This window comes from Actinomadura sp. KC345, from assembly GCF_004348515.1.
In the GTDB taxonomy this organism is placed as follows: Bacteria; Actinomycetota; Actinomycetes; order Streptosporangiales; family Streptosporangiaceae; genus Spirillospora.
The window spans coordinates 1-15,743 of sequence record NZ_SMKH01000176.1 but is presented as its reverse complement, the minus strand read 5'-3'; the positions used below and the strand labels follow the sequence as shown (position 1 = coordinate 15,743).

Annotated in this window: 14 protein-coding genes and 1 rRNA gene; 8 read left to right on the top strand and 7 right to left on the bottom strand. The window is 73.2% G+C overall.

What is annotated here, in order from left to right:
• Positions 1-2: 2 nt before the first annotated feature.
• Positions 3-119, top strand: a 5S ribosomal RNA gene (rrf, locus tag E1281_RS25410).
• A 332-nt stretch (positions 120-451) separates the two neighbouring features.
• Positions 452-655, top strand: coding sequence for a DUF397 domain-containing protein (locus E1281_RS25405; protein ID WP_131882180.1), 204 nt, complete (start codon positions 452-454; stop codon positions 653-655).
• A gap of 57 nt (positions 656-712) precedes the next feature.
• Here the strand turns inward: E1281_RS25405 and E1281_RS25400 are convergent, their stop codons facing one another.
• From E1281_RS25400 to E1281_RS25385, 4 genes are all read right to left on the bottom strand, one after another.
• A complete protein-coding gene (locus E1281_RS25400; RefSeq protein ID WP_131882179.1) occupies positions 713-2,365 on the bottom strand; it encodes a DNA repair helicase XPB in 1,653 nt (550 codons plus the stop codon).
• 506 nt (positions 2,366-2,871) lie between these two features.
• Positions 2,872-3,279, bottom strand: a complete 408-nt coding sequence (locus tag E1281_RS25395) for a DUF4190 domain-containing protein (protein ID WP_131882178.1) — start codon at positions 3,277-3,279, stop codon at positions 2,872-2,874.
• Between the two features lie 107 nt (positions 3,280-3,386).
• Positions 3,387-5,765, bottom strand: a complete 2,379-nt coding sequence (locus E1281_RS25390; protein ID WP_131882177.1) for a helicase-associated domain-containing protein — start codon at positions 5,763-5,765, stop codon at positions 3,387-3,389.
• A 149-nt stretch (positions 5,766-5,914) separates the two neighbouring features.
• Complete coding sequence (locus E1281_RS25385) at positions 5,915-6,532, bottom strand: TetR/AcrR family transcriptional regulator (protein WP_165959097.1); 618 nt, start codon at positions 6,530-6,532, stop codon at positions 5,915-5,917.
• Between the two features lie 175 nt (positions 6,533-6,707).
• Between E1281_RS25385 and E1281_RS25380 the strand changes: the two genes are divergently transcribed.
• Positions 6,708-7,184 carry a GNAT family N-acetyltransferase gene (locus tag E1281_RS25380; protein WP_243717388.1) on the top strand — a complete coding sequence of 159 codons (477 nt, stop codon included), beginning with the start codon at positions 6,708-6,710 and terminating at the stop codon, positions 7,182-7,184.
• 50 nt (positions 7,185-7,234) lie between these two features.
• Here the strand turns inward: E1281_RS25380 and E1281_RS41395 are convergent, their stop codons facing one another.
• On the bottom strand, positions 7,235-7,687 hold the full coding sequence (locus tag E1281_RS41395; protein ID WP_207943481.1) for a hypothetical protein: 453 nt from the start codon (positions 7,685-7,687) through the stop codon (positions 7,235-7,237).
• Positions 7,688-8,000: 313 nt separating this feature from the next.
• On the opposite strand from E1281_RS41395, the gene E1281_RS25370 reads away from it, so the two are divergent.
• Both E1281_RS25370 and E1281_RS42670 read left to right on the top strand, forming a co-directional pair.
• Positions 8,001-8,645 carry an HAD hydrolase-like protein gene (locus E1281_RS25370; RefSeq protein WP_243717386.1) on the top strand — a complete coding sequence of 215 codons (645 nt, stop codon included), beginning with the start codon at positions 8,001-8,003 and terminating at the stop codon, positions 8,643-8,645.
• A 153-nt stretch (positions 8,646-8,798) separates the two neighbouring features.
• Entirely contained in the window at positions 8,799-9,194 is a 396-nt protein-coding gene (locus tag E1281_RS42670) for a cold-shock protein (protein ID WP_131882175.1), read from the top strand.
• 27 nt (positions 9,195-9,221) lie between these two features.
• Here the strand turns inward: E1281_RS42670 and E1281_RS25360 are convergent, their stop codons facing one another.
• On the bottom strand, positions 9,222-10,643 hold the full coding sequence (locus tag E1281_RS25360) for an MFS transporter (protein WP_131882174.1): 1,422 nt from the start codon (positions 10,641-10,643) through the stop codon (positions 9,222-9,224).
• Positions 10,644-10,883: 240 nt separating this feature from the next.
• Here E1281_RS25360 and E1281_RS25355 point away from each other — a divergent pair, with 240 nt between their 5' ends.
• Both E1281_RS25355 and E1281_RS25350 read left to right on the top strand, forming a co-directional pair.
• Complete coding sequence (locus tag E1281_RS25355) at positions 10,884-11,666, top strand: DUF3027 domain-containing protein (protein WP_131882182.1); 783 nt, start codon at positions 10,884-10,886, stop codon at positions 11,664-11,666.
• Positions 11,667-11,697: 31 nt separating this feature from the next.
• The gene (locus E1281_RS25350; RefSeq protein ID WP_165959096.1) at positions 11,698-14,730 is read left to right on the top strand and encodes a hypothetical protein; all 3,033 of its coding nucleotides are present in this window, start codon (positions 11,698-11,700) and stop codon (positions 14,728-14,730) included.
• Here the strand turns inward: E1281_RS25350 and E1281_RS42860 are convergent.
• On the bottom strand, positions 14,727-15,107 hold the full coding sequence (locus E1281_RS42860; protein ID WP_131882173.1) for a DUF2530 domain-containing protein: 381 nt from the start codon (positions 15,105-15,107) through the stop codon (positions 14,727-14,729). The two genes, E1281_RS25350 and E1281_RS42860, sit on opposite strands and share 4 nt — an antisense overlap.
• Positions 15,108-15,253: 146 nt before the next feature.
• On the opposite strand from E1281_RS42860, the gene E1281_RS25340 reads away from it, so the two are divergent.
• Positions 15,254-15,724, top strand: a complete 471-nt coding sequence (locus E1281_RS25340; protein WP_131882172.1) for a MarR family transcriptional regulator — start codon at positions 15,254-15,256, stop codon at positions 15,722-15,724.
• The last annotated feature ends 19 nt before the right edge of the window (positions 15,725-15,743 follow it).

Below are 15,743 nucleotides of genomic sequence, written 5' to 3'. Positions count from 1 at the left end.
CGTTCGGTGGTTTTGGCGAGGGGGAAACACCCGGTCCCATTCCGAACCCGGAAGTTAAGCCCTTCAGCGCCGATGGTACTGCATGGGAGACTGTGTGGGAGAGTAGGACACCGCCGGACTCATATTGCTGGAAGGGCCCCGCCGATATGGCGGGGCCCTTTCTCGTTCGCCTACCAGGTTCCTGCGGAGGAGACGCCGCACGAACCCGCCATCGAGGCCGAGGGTGTTCGGTGACCTGCTCGGCGCTCGGTCGGTCCCGGCCTCGATGCCCGGTGTGAGTCGGAAGCCGCATCTCTGTGAGCGTCCCCGACGGTGGTCACCGGACGCCTGACGAGCATTTTCGGAACGTGGAGACGTGGGGCGATCCGGCTTTCGCGCAGCCGAAAAGCGCCTTTTTGGGTATGCGCTGTGAGTGGGGGTAAAAGATTCCCGATCTCAGGGAGGAGATTGGATGGGTCGTCCTGCGAGTGGCGCCGCCTGGCGCAAGGGTTCCCGCAGCAACGGAGCGAGCAACTGCGTAGAGGTGGCCGGGCTACGGTCCGGCATCGGTGTCCGGGACAGCAAGTCGCCGGACGGACCGGTGCTGATCCTCACCGCCGCCGAATGGACGACGTTCGTGAACGTCGTCAAGACCCGTGAACAGAATCTCGGCTGACCACGATCCCAAGGCTCCGCCTGCACCCGGCGGGGCCTTCATCGTGTGACGGCGTGCTTAGATGTCGTCGCCGGCGAGGACGGTGTCGGCGTCGACGATGCGGTAGGCGTAGCCCTGTTCGGCCAGGAAGCGCTGGCGGTGGGCGGCGTAGTCCTGGTCGAGGGTGTCGCGGGCGACGACGGCGTAGAAGCGGGCACCGTGGCCCGAGGCCTTGGGCCGCAGCAGGCGGCCCAAGCGCTGGGCCTCCTCCTGGCGGGACCCGAAGGCGCCCGATACCTGGACGGCGACGGACGCCTCGGGAAGGTCGATGGAGAAGTTCGCGACCTTGGAGACGACCAGCACGTCGATCTCACCCGAGCGGAACGAGTCGAAGAGGCGTTCCCGTTCGCGGACGCGGGTCTCGCCCTTGATGACCGGTGCGTCCAGAAGGGTGCCGAGTTCGTCGAGCTGGTCGATGTACTGGCCGATGACGAGGGTCGGTTCGCCTCTGTGCCGGTCCACCAGCGCCTGGATGAGCTTGGTCTTGGTGTCGGTGGTGGCGCAGAAGCGGTAGCGCTCCTCGGGCTCGGCGGTCGCGTAGGCGAGGCGTTCGGAGTCGGTGAGGGTCACGCGCACCTCGACGCAGTCGGCCGGCGCGATCCAGCCCTGGGCCTCCATGTCCTTCCAGGGCGCGTCGTAGCGCTTGGGGCCGATGAGGGAGAAGACGTCCCCCTCACGGCCGTCCTCGCGGACGAGGGTGGCGGTGAGACCGAGGCGGCGGCGGGCCTGCAGGTCGGCGGTCATCCGGAAGATCGGCGCGGGAAGCAGGTGCACCTCGTCGTACACGACCAGGCCCCAGTCACGGGCGTCGAAGAGTTCGAGGTGCGCGTAGGCGCCCTTCCGGCGCGTAGTCATGATCTGGTACGTGGCGATCGTGACGGGACGGACCTCCTTCTTCGTGCCGGTGTACTCGCCGATCTCGTCCTCGGTCAGGGACGTGCGGCGGAGCAGCTCCTGCTTCCACTGGTGCGCGGAGACGGTGTTGGTGACGAGGATCAGCGTGGTCGCCTCGGCGCGTGCCATGGCGGCGGCGCCGACGATGGTCTTCCCGGCGCCGCAGGGGAGCACGACGACGCCGGAGCCGCCGTGCCAGAACGCCTCGGCGGAGTCCCGCTGATAGGAGCGCAGTTCCCAGCCGTCCTCGACGAGGGAGATCGCGTGGGCCTCGCCGTCCACGTATCCGGCGAGATCCTCGGCGGGCCAGCCGAGCTTGAGCAGGGCCTGCTTGAGAGCGCCGCGCTCGCTCGGATGGACGGCGACGGCATCCTCGCCGACCCGGTCGCCGATCATTCCCTTGATCTTCTTGGCGCGCAGCACCTCCTCCAGGACCGAGCGGTCGACGGACGACAGGATGAGCCCGTGCGCTGGGTCCTTCTCCAGCCGCAGCCGCCCGTACCTGGCCATCGTGTCGGCGACGTCGACCAGCAGGGCGTGCGGGACGGGATACCGGGAGAACCTGAGCAGCGTGTCGACGACCTGCTCGGCGTCGTGGCCGGCGGCGCGCGCGTTCCAGAGGGCGAGCGGCGTCACCCGGTAGGTGTGGACGTGCTCCGGTGCCCGTTCGAGCTCGGCGAACGGGGCGATCTCCTTGCGGCAGGCGTCGGCCAGGTCGTGGTCGACCTCCAGCAGCAGCGTCTTGTCGGACTGGACGATGAGCGGACCGTCGGTCAAAGCGAGAGCCCCCGTCGGGATTCGGTGATCGGCGCCCCGTTCCGGTCGGGTACGCCCGTGCACGCTACCCGAGCGAGGGTGCCAAGTCGCCCCACCGAACGAGACCAGGAGTTCCAACACGACACACCGCGGAGTTATGCCGCATCCACCCGACCACCTACATCAGCCACCACAGCCACCCCGCGACAACCCGAACCACCGCGATCGCGCCGAAGGCAGGTCACGAGCGAAACAAGAAACCCGATCGCGAAGCGAGCCCCCAGACCGAGCCGGACCGATGCACCCATCGCACCCCGTCCCTTTCGCGCTGACGCAAGCCACCACCGCAACCCGCAACAACCAAAACCACTGCGATCGAGTCCGAAGGCAGGTTTCGAGCGAAGCAAAAAACCTGATCGCGAAGCGAGCCGCAAGGCGAGCCGGAGCGATGCAGCGATCGCACCGCAGTTCCCGCCGAAGAGAGGGCCTCTATGGCCCGACCGCCAAGGGAACTGCAATAAACACAGCTAATACCCCGAGTCGTAGCTTTCGGCCATGACCACCGCGACGATGTAGATGATGATCAGGATGATGCCGATGACGAAGGAGAGGCCGAACAGGACCCAGCTCCAGATGGTCAGCTTCCGCGCCGACTCGGGGTCGGTCTCGACGCGGCTCATCGCGATCGCGGACGTGATGGCGCCGGGGATGGACAGGATGCCGCAGCACAGCACCACGCCGGCGATGTTGCAGACGAGGGCGGCGATGGTCGAGGCGCTGCTCGCCGGCCTGGTCGGCGTGCCCGGAGGGCCGTAGCCGTAGCCGGGAGCCCCGCCCGGTCCGTACGCGCCGCCGTACGGGTCGCCGCCCCAGCCCGGCGAACCCCCGTACGGGTCCTGCCAGCCAGGGGGCGGGCTACCTCCGTATCCGCTCACGGACAGCCTCCTCTCGCCCTTGGACCGCTACCTGTTCGACTCTGCTGACGGAACCAGGGTTCACGCGCGTCCGCAAGCGGTCGCACATTCGCGCGGGACGCGGGACGTCAGGAGGCCGGGTCGTCGGTGAGCTCGGAGACGCCGGTGATGCGGTGGAGGGCGAAGCGGTGGACGGCGGCGCGGGTGGCGTCGTAGCCGGTGAGGAAGCCGCCCTCGACGCGGACGGGCTCCACGATCCGGCTGGACGCCTGGCCCTGCTGGTCGAGGTAGCCGATCCAGACGCGCCCGCCGCGCTCGACGGCGGCGCGGAGGCGTTCGATGGTGGCCATCGCGGGGGAGCGGGGCGGTTCGCCGGACGGGGCGTCCGCTCGCCGCCGCGCCTGCTCGGCGCCGTGCCGCGCCGCCGCGTCGCCGGCCCGCAGGGCACGGACGGCGGCGGACACCATCGAGGCGTCGGTGCGCCCCTCCGGGCGCAGCCGGACGATCTCGGCGGTCGGCGGTGGTTCGGCGCGCTGCGCGTCCGGGCGGGTCACGATCACGCCGCCGCCGGGGGCCTCGGCGACGGGGGCGAGGCCCATCGCGCGCAGCCCGTCGAGCAGGTCGGCGCGCTGGAGGGCGGAGGCGAGCACGGTCGGGGCGAGGCGGTGCAGGCGCAGCGCGTCCGAGCGCCGGTCGGCGAGGATCTCGTCGAGCGTGGTGGGCGCGTCCGTGCGCACATAGGACGTGAGGGCGCCGACGCGCAGGTGGCCGTGCCGGCGGGCGACGTCGTCGATCAGGTAGGTGAGCGGCTGCGGGAGCGGGGTCGCCGAGTGCCGGGCCAGCAGCTCGGTGACGTCGGCGGCGGTCCGGCCGGCGTCCAGGGCGCGGCGGACCGACTCGGGCGTGAACCGGTAGACGGTGGCGCCGCCGGTGGATTCGACGTCGGCGGCGAGGGCGAGTTCGCGGGCGAGGTCGGTGACCAGCGGGCCGGGCGCGATCGCGGTCAGGTCCGCCTGGATGACGATCTCGTCGACGGGCGCGGGGAGGTGCTTCTCCAGGGCGGGTTCGGGGTCGTCGCCGGCGAGGAGGTCGCGGGCGAAGGGGGCCAGCTCCCCGAAGCCGGTGATGCCGAGGACGGCGGCCTCGCGCAGCGTCCAGCCGAGGAGCCGGTCGCGTGCCGGGCCGCCGCGGCGCGGCCGCAGCCACGCGAGGCGGGCGCGGAGGGAGTCCTCGGTGACGGCGACGCCGCGCCCGGCGTCCGTGAGGATCTCCAGGGCGGCGCGGCGGGTGGCCGGCGCGCTGCTGCGCACCATCGCCTCGCTGAGCGCGTTGATGAGCCGGTCCCGGTCGTCGCGTTCCCCCGCGAGCCCGGCGGCCCGGTCGGACTTCAGCCAGCCGCGCGCGAGCTCGGTCCAGCGGCCGGCGGTGTCGCGCATGAGCCACAGGTCGTAGGCGGGGGTGGGCAGCCATTCGCCGTCCAGGTCGCCGCTGCGGGTCAGCAGCCCGGCCGCGTACGCGACCTCGACGAGCAGCGCGGCCCGCCACTCGGGGACGTCCAGGAGCGTGGCGGCGGCGCGCAGGTCGCGGACGGCGAGGCCGCCGCTGCGCAGGACGGGCGGCGGCTCCAGCCCCCACCGCTCCAGCAGGTCCTCGGTGAGCCGGACGGCGCTCGCCGCCTCGCCCGCCGCGGCCCGGACCACGATGTCGTCGCCGCGCGGCTCTCCCGGTGCGGACGCGAGCGGGGGCGGTTCCGCCGGAACGTCCTGGAACAGGTGGCCGCCGCGCAGGTGCAGCGCCACCTCGCGGGGGAGGGTGACCGTGCGGTCGTCCTCGGCGGCGAGGAGGCCCCGGGCGAGGAGCCGCTCGATCGGGGTGGCGGCGGTGCCGATCCGGACGGGGCGGCGCGCGTCGGCGACCCGCCCGAACGGCGGGCCCCACAGGAGGGCGTCGAGGGCGGCCCGCGCCTCCGGGCCGGCGTCGTCGATGAGCGGGGCGGGGTCGTCCAGCAGCTCGGCGAGCCGCCGCAGGAGCCGTGCGGAGTCCGCGAACCCGCGCGGCTCCCGCCCCTCCAGGTCGCTGACCAGTTCGGCGAGGCGCTCGGGGGGGTATCCGGCGAAGACCTCCTGGACGGGCGGCCCGAGCCCCGCCGGGTGCGGGAGGCCCTGCCGGACGCCGGGTGCGGTGCTGGGCGTCCCGTCCCCCCAGGCCAGCCCGTACCGGCGAAGCGTGCCGAGCGCGCCGGCGACCTGCTCGGGCGTGGCGCCCACGGCGGCGGCGAGCGCGTCCGGCCCGGCGGGTGCCGACAGGACGAGCAGGCCCTCCAGGACGGCGAGCGTGAAGCGGTCGAGGCGGTCGAGGGCGCGGGAGATCGCGGCGGGCGTGGCGGCGCGGGCGGCGAGGGCGGTCAGGTCCGCGGGGACGGGGGCGAGCAGCTCTGGACGCGCGGCCAGCAGCGCACGAAGCTCGTCGTCGCCTCGCGCGCGCAACCAGTCCGCATACGTTTCCATGCCGATCCCCAACTTTAGGTGGCGTGCGCGCCGCCTGTACCGGGCTCCTCAAGGGTAGAAGCCCGCACGGCCTGCTCGGATCGGGGGGGAAGGTGGAGGACGGAGAACGCGCGGGGGCGCTTCCGGGCGCCGAGGTCAGGTGGCGGGCCTCAGGTGGCGGGGCTGCGGTCCAGGTGCGTCAAACCGAGGCCGAGCCGTGCCCAGCTCTCCACGAACCGCTTCTCGTCGATGCGCTGGGGCGGCTCGTACATCGACTCGTTGGCCAGCCAGTAGTTCACGACGGCGCCGCCGAGGATCGAGGCGATGGCCGACCAGTCCTCGCCGGCGTCCTCGAACTCGGGCTGCGACGAGAGCCAGGTGGCGATCCCGTCGTACAGCGGGTTGACGATGCCCTCCCGCATCTCGGCGACCAGGTGCGGGAACTGGTCGAGGTCGCGGAACAGCACCCGGATGAGGTCCTGCTCCTCGCGCATCTTCGCCAGGCCCGCCTGGCACGTCATCCGCAGCCGGATCTCCAGCGGGCGCTCTTCGTAGGCGGTCGACTCGTCCAGGACGTCGCTGATCTGCTTGCGGGTCCGTTCGATGTGCTCGCGGATGGCGGAGGCGAGCACCTCCTCCTTGGACCGGAAGTGCCGGTAGAGGCCGCCCGCGCCCGGTGACAGGCCGGCGGCCGCCTCGATCTCGGCGACCGAGGTCGCCGCGTAACCGCGGTCGGCGAACAGCCGGAGCGACTCGGCCACGATCCGATCGCGCGTAGATGTCGTCATGGTGATGGGTTCCTCCGCAAGAACACTAAGGCATCATCGGCCCAGGGAGCCCGGGTCCCCGCGACGGCACGCCCGAATTCGCGATCCGTCTCGCGCCGGGTCGGGGGCGACTAGAGTTTCAGTCCTCCGCGCCCCGTCGCCGGAAGGGGCCGTCTCGGAGAGGTCGACGATGTTCATGTCTCCGCGGAAGGCGGCCGATGGGGCCTTCCTGCCCGAAGACTTCGTGGTGCCGACGCTGGTGGCCGGTCCCCGGTTCCAGATCCGCCCGATCACCGTCCACGACGTGGTCAAGGACTACGGCGCCGTGATCGGCAGCCTGGACAGGCTCGCCGGGCGGTTCGGGCCCGAGTGGGGATGGCCGGACCACGAGTTCACCTTCGAGCAGGCCCTGATCGACGTCGCCTGGCTGCAGAAGCAGGGACAGTTGCGGCGCTCGTTCAGCTATGTCGTGATCACGCCGGACGGGGAGCGCCAGCTCGGCCGCATCCACGTCGCGCCGTCCGACGGGCCCGGCGCGGACGCGGTCGTCGTGTTCTGGGTCCGCGCCGACGAGGAGAACTCCGCCCTGGAGAAGGAGCTGGAGGAGTTCGTCCGCGAATGGGTCAAGACCGCCTGGCCGTTCGACGAGGTCCGCTTCCCGGGCAGGGACTGAGCCGCCGGCGCCCGCCGGCACCGTGGCCCGGCGAGACCCGGGAAGCGTGATCAGAGACGGCGGATCAGTCCCACGAGGATGCGGCCGGCCACCAGGTAGACGAGGGCGGCGAGGCCGTAGTTGACGGCGACCGCGACCTTGAGGTCGTCGGGCTGGAAGACGTCCTTGAACTGCCAGGACAGGTCGGTGGCCCGTTCGCCGAACCAGCGGACGAGGTCGTTGCCCGTGTTGGCCTCGAACGCGACGAACACGATGTGCACGGCCAGGATCAGCACGATGACCGTCGTGACGGCGGAGACCACGGCGGCGACCGCTCCGGTCGCGCGGCGGCGGACCGCACCCGCCCCGGCGGTGAGCCGCCGCACGCGCGGGGCGCGGTGGTCGCCGCCCGGCTCGGTGCGGGTCATGGAGTGCTCGCCCGTCACCGCGGGGCCGGTCGTGGCCGCGGGGCCGGTCGCGGCGCCGCGATCCTGGTCGAGCGGCCGGTCGGGGTTCTCTGCCATGGTGCGGCCTCCTTCACCGGGGAGGGACTTCGCCGGGGGCGGACGGTCCGGGTCCGGAGCCTGGACGTCTTTTGGCTTCGGGTGGTTCGTTCGAGTCCTGCGTTTTCCCTGGTCAGATGGTTTGTGGTCGGGGGCCCGGGTATACCGTCCGCACGGGCGGCCGTTCGGGAGGACCGGGCGACACCAGTCCCGGTCACAACAGAACGGTTCCCGCGCGAAAAGTTCCCGCGCTCTCCTACTCGGATCCCGTCGCATCGCCACTACCAGGAGAGCGCGGGTCCACGCGTGTGTCCAGCCCCTTACCCTGTGGGACGTGTTTGACCTCGTCTCCCCTGAATCTCCTGACTCGTCCCTTGCGGTCGGCTTCGACCTCGATCTGACGCTGGCCGACACCCGGGACGGGATCGCGGCCGTGTACACCGCCCTCGCGGCGGAGACCGGCGTCCCGATCGACACCGCCCAGGTGGTGCGGCGGATCGGTCCTCCGCTGGAGGACGAACTGGCCTACTGGTTCCCGGTGGACGAGGTGCCCGCGATGGCGGCGCGCTACCGGGCGATCTACGCCGACATCGCGATCCCGGCGACCGTGCTGATGCCCGGCGCCACCGCCGCTCTGGACGCGGTCCGGGCCGGGGGCGGGCGGACCGTCATCGTGTCGGGCAAGAACCAGGCCGACACCGAGCGCACCGTCCGCCACCTCGGGCTCGAGGTGGACGTCGTGGTGGGCGGCCTGTTCGGCGCGGGCAAGGGCGCCGCCCTGCGCGAGCACGGCGCGGGCGCCTACATCGGGGACCACACCGGCGACGTGGACGCCGCGCGGGCCGCGTCGGCGGTGGCCGTGGCCGTGGCGACCGGCCCGTTCGACTCGGCGGCCCTCGCCGCCTACGGCGCCGACGTCGTCCTGCCCGACCTGCTGGCCTTCCCCGACTGGATGACGGGCTTCGCGGCGACCGCGTGACCGGATATTCGGGTGCCCGTCCCGGGCGTCCGGGATAGCGTCGCCGGAACGGCCTCTCAGCCCTTCGCGTAAGGCACCCCGGTGTGTACACCGGCGCATGGCGAGGGACTAATCTTGGGGTCGATTCAGGACGATTACCGAACGAGGTCTCCGGTGCCGACTGGCAAGGTCAAGTGGTACGACTCCGACAAGGGGTTCGGCTTCCTCACCCGCGACGACGGCGGTGAGGTCTTCGTGCATTCCTCGGCGCTGCCGGGCGGCGTATCCACGCTCAAACCGGGCCAGCGCATCGAGTTCGGCGTGGTCGAGGGGCGCAGGGGGCAGCAGGCGCTCCAGGTCAGGGTGCTGGAGACCCTGCCGTCGGTCGAGAAGACCATCGCCAAGCAGCGGCGCAAGAAGCCCGACGAGATGGTCGTCATCACCGAGGACCTCATCAAGCTGCTGGACGTGATCTCCAACACCTACCGGCGCGGGAAGCACCCGTCCCCGGCGGAGGCCAAGAAGATCGCGACCGTGCTGCGGGCCGTCGCCGACGACCTGGCGCCCTGACGTCCGGACGCCTCCTGGTTCCGGGGCTCAACCGTGCATCTCCGGGTGCGCGTCCTTGATCGTGTCCGTGCGGCGGGGGCGGCGTGCCCGGCGGCGCGTCCCGGTCCGGCGTGTCAGCAGCAGGACGAGCGACACCGCGAGCGCGGCCGCGACGACCGCGAGCGCGACCCGCCCGTCCGCGACGATCGACATGCCGAGGCCGAGCAGCCCGCCGAGGACCCAGACGAGCTGGTGCAGGCTCTCGGAGAAGGCGAACGTGGACGAGCGCATCTCCTCGCCGACCTCGCGCTGCACCACCGCGTCCATGGAGAGCTTCCCGAGGACCTGCCCGAGCCCCGCCGCGGTCGCCACCGCCAGCGCGGCCCACAGCCCGAAGAACGCCGCGCCGGCGGCGGTGACGGCGGTGACCGACGCCAGTGTCGCCGAGCCGATCAGCCGCGGCGCCCGCGCCTTCATCCAGGCGCCGAGCGCGGTGCCGATGAGGCCGCCGGCCCCCGCGCACGCCGCGAGCAGGGCGAGCGCGACATGGTGGGACACCGGGTCGAAGCGCTCCTGGCGGAGCAGGAACGCCAGGTAGATGATCAGGAAGCCGGAGAGCGCCCGCAGCGCCGCGTTCATCTGCATCGCCTCGGCCACGACCGGGCCGACGCGCGGCATCGTCCGCCGGCGCCAGGACGGCTTCGAGGCCGGTTCCGGCGGCCGGTCCTCTCCGGGTTCGGGTGAGGGCACTGCGTCAGGGACGTCCACCCGCGCGGGCAGCCGCATGGTGAACACGACGCCCAGCAGGAACACGACCGTGCCGATGCGCAGGACCCAGCCCGGCCCGATGAGCACGGCGAGGCCCGCGGCGATCGGCGCGGTGATCGACGCGGCGATCAGCCCCGCGAACGCGTTCCGCGCGTTCGCGGTCACCAGCGAGATCTCGCCGGGCAGGACGCGGGGCGTCACCGCCGCCCGCAGCACGCCGAACGCCTTGGACAGCACGAGCACGCCGAACGCCGCGGGCAGGAACGTGACCTGGTCGCCGTGCGGGAGCGCGCTCGCCATCCCCCAGCACAGCAGCGCGCGCATCACGAACGTGCTCGCGATCGCGTACCGGCGGACGTGCCGCGCCCGGTCGAGCGCCGGTCCGATCAGGGGCGCGACGAGCGCGAACGGCGCCATCGTGACGACGAGGTAGAGGGCGACCTGGCCGCGTGCCTGGTTGACGTCCAGGCCGAAGAACAGCGTCCCGGCGAGGGCGACGGTGACCATCGCGTCGCCCGCGGAGTTGAACGCCGACGACTCGATCAGGGCGCCGAGCCCGCTGCGTCCCGCGCCCTGGGCGTGGGTGACGCGGCGGGTCAGCCGGCCCGTCCCCGACACGGCCGAACGCGTTCCGCGCAGCACCCGCGCCGTCCTCGCGGCGCCGGCGCGGACGGCCCGTCCGAACCGTGTCCGGTCACCCATGCGCGCTGCTCTCCCCCCGCGGCCGCCCTGGCTGTCGGGCCGGGGCACGGCCTTCGCGGACTCCGACTGAAGGTACGTTCCCCGCCCTGCGGCGGGCTCACCCCGCGTCCGCCACGGGGGTGGTGTGTCCGGTCACGTCGTTCCATGGGCGAGAATTGACATGTGAGCCCATCGCGTCAGTCCAGTCCCGCGCGTTCCGCCGCCGCGGGCGCCACCACCGGGCCCGCCCGCCGGACCCGCATGCCCGCCGTCGACCCGGCCTGCGCCGAGGCCGTCGACCTCGCCCGGGAGGCCGCGGAGGAGACCGCGTGGCCCCAGCCGGTCGGTGAGCATCTCGGCCAGCGCGCCGAAGGCGACCGCGTGGTCACGCACTATTTCGGCTGCCTCGATCCCGCCTACTCGGGCTGGCACTGGGCGGTCACGGTGACGCGGGCCTCCCGCGCCAAGATCGTCACGGTCAGCGAATGCGTCCTGCTGCCCGGGGACGAGGCCATGCTCGCGCCGCCGTGGGTGCCGTGGCTGGAGCGGCTGCGTCCCGGCGACCTCGGTCCCGGCGACCTGCTGCCGACCGCGCCCGACGACGTCCGGCTCGCGCCGGGCTTCACGCAGACCGCCGAGTACGGCGACCGGCAGGCGCAGTGGGAGCCCGGCCTCGGCCGCGTCCGGGTCCTGTCCCAGGAGGGGCGCGACGAGGCGGCCGAGCGCTGGTACGACGGCGTGGGGGGCCCGCGCGCCCCGATCGCCGCGTCCGCGCCCGCGCAGTGCTCCACCTGCGGGTTCTTCCTCCCGCTGGCCGGGGAGCTGCGGCAGGTCTTCGGCGTGTGCGCGAACGAGTACGCCTCCGACGACGGGCGGGTCGTGTCCGCCGACCACGGCTGCGGCGCGCACTCCGAGGCCGTCTCGATCCCGGCGGTGTCCGAGCACAACCCGCCCGTCATCGACGAGCTGGGCTACGAGGTCGTCCCCACGGGCGGCGACGAGGACGCGGCGTCCCTGGACGACGAGGCCCTCGGCCACAGCTGACCCGATGGACCGGCCCCTGGAGGACGGTGCTGTGGAAGACGATGCTGTGGAGAACGGTGCCGCCGAGGGCCCGGATCCCTTCGGGGCGCGGGCGCTGCGTGCGCGGGTGCTGCGGGCGTGGAGCGAGTCGCCGGCCCGGTTCCGCGAGGACGCCAACACCGAGGAGGACTTCGCGCTCGGCGGCTACCGCGACCGCGTCGTGACCGAGCTGGCGCAGAATGCCGCCGACGCCGCGCTGCGCGCCGCCGTCTCCGGGCGTCTGCGGCTGGCCCTGCGGACGCACGGGCCGGACGGCCCGGAGCGCACGGCGACCCTGGACGCGGCGAACGCGGGCGCGCCGCTGGACGCCGCGGGCGTCGAGGCGCTGTCCACGCTGCGGGCGTCCGCCAAGCGCGACGAAACGGGTGCGACCGGACGGTTCGGCGTCGGGTTCGCCGCCGTCGCGGCCGTCAGCGATCGGCCGGCCATCGCGTCCGGGGCAGAGGGCGTGGCGTGGTCGCGGGAGCGGGCGCGAGGGCTGGTGGAGGAGATCCCCGTGCTCGCCGGCGAGCTGGCGCGGCGCGGCGGGCACGTTCCGCTGCTGCGGTTGCCGTTCGCGTTGGGCGACGCGGAGCTGCCCGGGATTCCGGCGGGTTTCGACACGGTCGTGCGGTTGCCTCTGCGCGAGGACGCGGTCGAGTCCGTCCAGCGGCAGCTCGGCCAGGTCGGCGCGGCGCTGATGCTGGCCCTGCCCGCGCTGGAGAGCGTCGAGATCGATATTGACGGCGCCGTCCGCACGCTGACCGCCGAACACCGCCCGTCGGGCGAGGTGGTCATCAACGGGGACGTGTGGCGCACGGTCGAGGCGCATGGGGAGGTCCCGGCGGCTCTTCTGGAAGACCGTCCGGTGGAGGAACGGTCACGGCCGTTCTGGCAGGTTCGCTGGGCTCTTCCTGAAGACGGCCTGCCCGAGGGCACACCGGGCGTCGTGCATGCGCCCACGCCCAGCGAAGAACGGCTGGATCTGCCCGCGCTGCTCATCGCGTCGTTCCCGCTCGCACCCGACCGGCGGCACGTCGCGCCGGGGCCGCTGACCGACTTCCTCGTGGATCGGGCCGCCGAGACCTACATCCGGCTGCTGGGCGAGCTTCCCGTGTCCCCGCGTGTGCTCGGGCTCGTGCCGGGGCCGGTGGGAGCGGGGGAGCTGGACGCCAAGGTCCGGCGGAACATCCGTGAGCGGCTCCCCGAGGCGCCGCTGCTGCCCCACCGGACGCGGGGGCGCGACGCGGTCGCGGTGGACGCTCCGGCCGCCTTCATCGAGGTGCTCGGCGGTGTGGAGGCTCCCGACGGCCGGGACGCGGTGGTCGTCGGGTTGCTGCCGCCGGAGTGGCCCGCGCGGGATCCGGCGCTGGCCGTGCTGGGGGTGCGGCGGGTCGGGCTGGCCGACGTGATCGATGAGCTGGCCGCTGTGGACCGGGAGCCGGCGTGGTGGCACCGGGTGTACGGGACGCTCGGCGAGGCCGCCAGGGACGCTCTGGGGGCCCTCCCGGTGCCGCTGGCCGGTGACGTCGCGCGGACCGTCCGAGGTCCGCGGGGCCTGCTGATCGCCGACGGCGTGGATCCCGGGGGACTGGACGCGCTGGGGCTGCGCTTCGTCCACCCCGACGCGGTCCATCCGCTGCTGACCCGGCTCGGCGCGGTCGAGGCGGGCCCGCGGGCCGTCCTCGCCGACGCCGCCGTGAGGACGGCCGTCGAGGAGTCCTTCGAGGCCGAGGACCCGGATGCGACCGCGGAGGCCGTCCTGGGGCTGGTCGCGGCCGCGCACATCGATCCCGGCGAGGAGCCCTGGCTGGCCGAGCTGGCCCTGCCGGGCGACGACGGTGAGCTTTACCCCGCGGGCGAGCTGCTCCTGCCCCAAAGCCCCCTGCGCGACCTCATGGCCGATGACGCGCCGTTCGGGGTGGTCGACGGTGAGCTCCGGGAGCGGTGGGGTGCGGAGACCCTCGCAGCCGCCGGAGTCCTCGACGGGTTCGCCCTCGTCCAGGCCGAGGACGTCAACCTCACAGGGATCGCCGACGAAGCGGAGACCCTCGAACTCGACGACGAGGACCTCTGGGCCGACGAAGTCCTGCGGCGGATCGGCCCGCAGGATCTCCCGCCCCTCGTACCGGAGTTCGTCGCCGTCCGGGACCTGGAGCTGGTCGACGACTGGGCGGCGGCGCTGCGCGTCCTCGCCGGACCGCCGTGGCGTGCCGCGATCGTCGACCCCGTCCATGTGACCTTGCACAGCGGCCGCCGCGTCGCCGCCCCGTCCTACGCCGCGTGGTGGCTGAGCCGTCACCCCGTCCTGGACGGCCGTAGACCGAGTGAGTTCCGGCTCGGCGGGGACGAGTCCCTGACCGGGCTCTACGACATCGCGCCAGAGGGCTTGGACGAGCGCCTCCTGCTCGCCCTGGGCGTCCGTACGTCGCTGGAGGAGCTGCTCGACGAGCCCGGGGGCGCGCAAGAGTTGCTCGACCGCCTCGGTGACCCCGGACGGTCCGTCACCCGTGCACATCTGGGAGGGCTGTGGACGGCCCTGGCCGACGTCCCGGAGGCTGTAGTCGAACCACCGGACCACGTGCGGGCGGTCGTGGACGGTCAGGTCGAGGTCGTGGACGCCGCCGACGCGCTCGTCCTGGACGGCCCGGACGTCCTGCCGCTCCTCCAGGGGCAGCCGCTCGTCATCGCCGGGCAAGGGCGGGACGGGCGCCTCGCCGAACTCCTCGATCTGCCTCTGACCGGAGACGAGATCCCGGGCGCCGTCCAATCGGCGGGTGAGAAACGTCCCGTACCGGAGGCTGTCAGCGCGGTCCTGCCGGAGCCCCCCGCCCACTACCTCGCGCACGAGCGCCTCATCGTGGACGGCCAGGACGTGCAGTGGTGGACGAGAGACGGCGAGATCCATGCGAGCGGAGCCGGGGGGCTCGCGCGGGCGCTGGCGTGGTCCACCGGGAACTGGGCCGGTCGGCTCGTGGTGGAGGCCGTCCTACGCGACCCGGGGTCCCTGCCGGTGCTTCTGGCCGAAGCCGACCTCGAAACCTAGTCGGCCGTCCTGCGCTTCGGGTCCGTGCTCGATTCCGCAGACCCGGCGGCCTGGCTGGTCTCGGCGTCCTCCGGGCGTTCTGGCGAGGGACCCGGCGAGGGATCCGGCGGGCCTTCGCGGAGGGCGGCTTCGCGTTCGGCGGCGCGGGCGGCCTCCTGGCGGGCACGCCCCGCCTGGAGCCGCGGGACGTACCACACGGCGAACAGGCCGATCGCGATGCCCGCGACGCAGACCCACAGCCACCAGCGGTCTTCGGACGGCAGGCCGACGATGAGCAGGACGACGAGCGCCACGGCCCAGGCCGCCGTGCCCGCCGCCGCGATACGCACGTCGTTGGTCTGCATCGGCGGTGGGTCGGGGCGGTGCGGTCGGGTCATGTGGCCAGGCTACGTTGCGCGGGGGCGGTGACTCTTCGGTAGGTTCGTCCCTCACCCCGCCGGTCGCGGGCCGCCGCGCCCGGCCGGGGCGCGGGCGCGTCCGCCGCGCGGCGTGGCAGCATGGGCAGCACGGGAGACCAATGACTATGACAACGCCACCGACCCGGGGACGGGCGCCGTCCGCGCCGGGCCTCGCCGAAGAGCTGCGCATCTCGATCGCGCGGCTGTCGCGCAGGCTGCGCACGCTGCGTCCGCAGGCGGGCGGGGACGGAGTCCAGAGCCCGCTGTCGCTCACCCAGTTCGCCGCGCTCGCCGCGATCGAGCGGCACGGGTCGATGACGCCGCGCGAACTCGCCGACCACGAGAAGGTGCAGCCGCCCTCGATGACCCGGGTCATCGCCTACCTGGAGGAGCGCGGCCTCGTCGCGCGGCGCCCGCACCCGACGGACGGGCGCCAGGTCGAGCTGAACGCGACCGACGAGGGCTCCGCCCTGCTGGCCGACGAGCGGCGCCGCAAGGAGGCGTGGCTGGCCAGGAGGCTCTCCGAGCTGACCGACGAGGAGCGGGAGATCCTGCGCCGGGCCGCCCCGGTCATCGACAAGCTCAGCCGCTCCTGACCCACCGGCCCGTCCCGCC

What these genes read in the sequence shown, in the direction of transcription:
- E1281_RS25405 (WP_131882180.1), top strand. Translation starts at nt 452, where the DNA reads ATGGGTCGTCCTGCGAGTGGCGCCGCCTGGCGCAAGGGTTCCCGCAGC.
- E1281_RS41395 (WP_207943481.1), bottom strand. Translation starts at nt 7,687, where the DNA reads ATGGCAGAGAACCCCGACCGGCCGCTCGACCAGGATCGCGGCGCCGCG.
- E1281_RS25390 (WP_131882177.1), bottom strand. Translation starts at nt 5,765, where the DNA reads ATGGAAACGTATGCGGACTGGTTGCGCGCGCGAGGCGACGACGAGCTT.
- E1281_RS25340 (WP_131882172.1), top strand. Translation starts at nt 15,254, where the DNA reads ATGACAACGCCACCGACCCGGGGACGGGCGCCGTCCGCGCCGGGCCTC.
- E1281_RS25360 (WP_131882174.1), bottom strand. Translation starts at nt 10,643, where the DNA reads ATGGGTGACCGGACACGGTTCGGACGGGCCGTCCGCGCCGGCGCCGCG.
- E1281_RS42860 (WP_131882173.1), bottom strand. Translation starts at nt 15,107, where the DNA reads ATGACCCGACCGCACCGCCCCGACCCACCGCCGATGCAGACCAACGAC.
- E1281_RS25380 (WP_243717388.1), top strand. Translation starts at nt 6,708, where the DNA reads ATGTCTCCGCGGAAGGCGGCCGATGGGGCCTTCCTGCCCGAAGACTTC.
- E1281_RS25385 (WP_165959097.1), bottom strand. Translation starts at nt 6,532, where the DNA reads ATGACGACATCTACGCGCGATCGGATCGTGGCCGAGTCGCTCCGGCTG.
- E1281_RS25355 (WP_131882182.1), top strand. Translation starts at nt 10,884, where the DNA reads ATGCCCGCCGTCGACCCGGCCTGCGCCGAGGCCGTCGACCTCGCCCGG.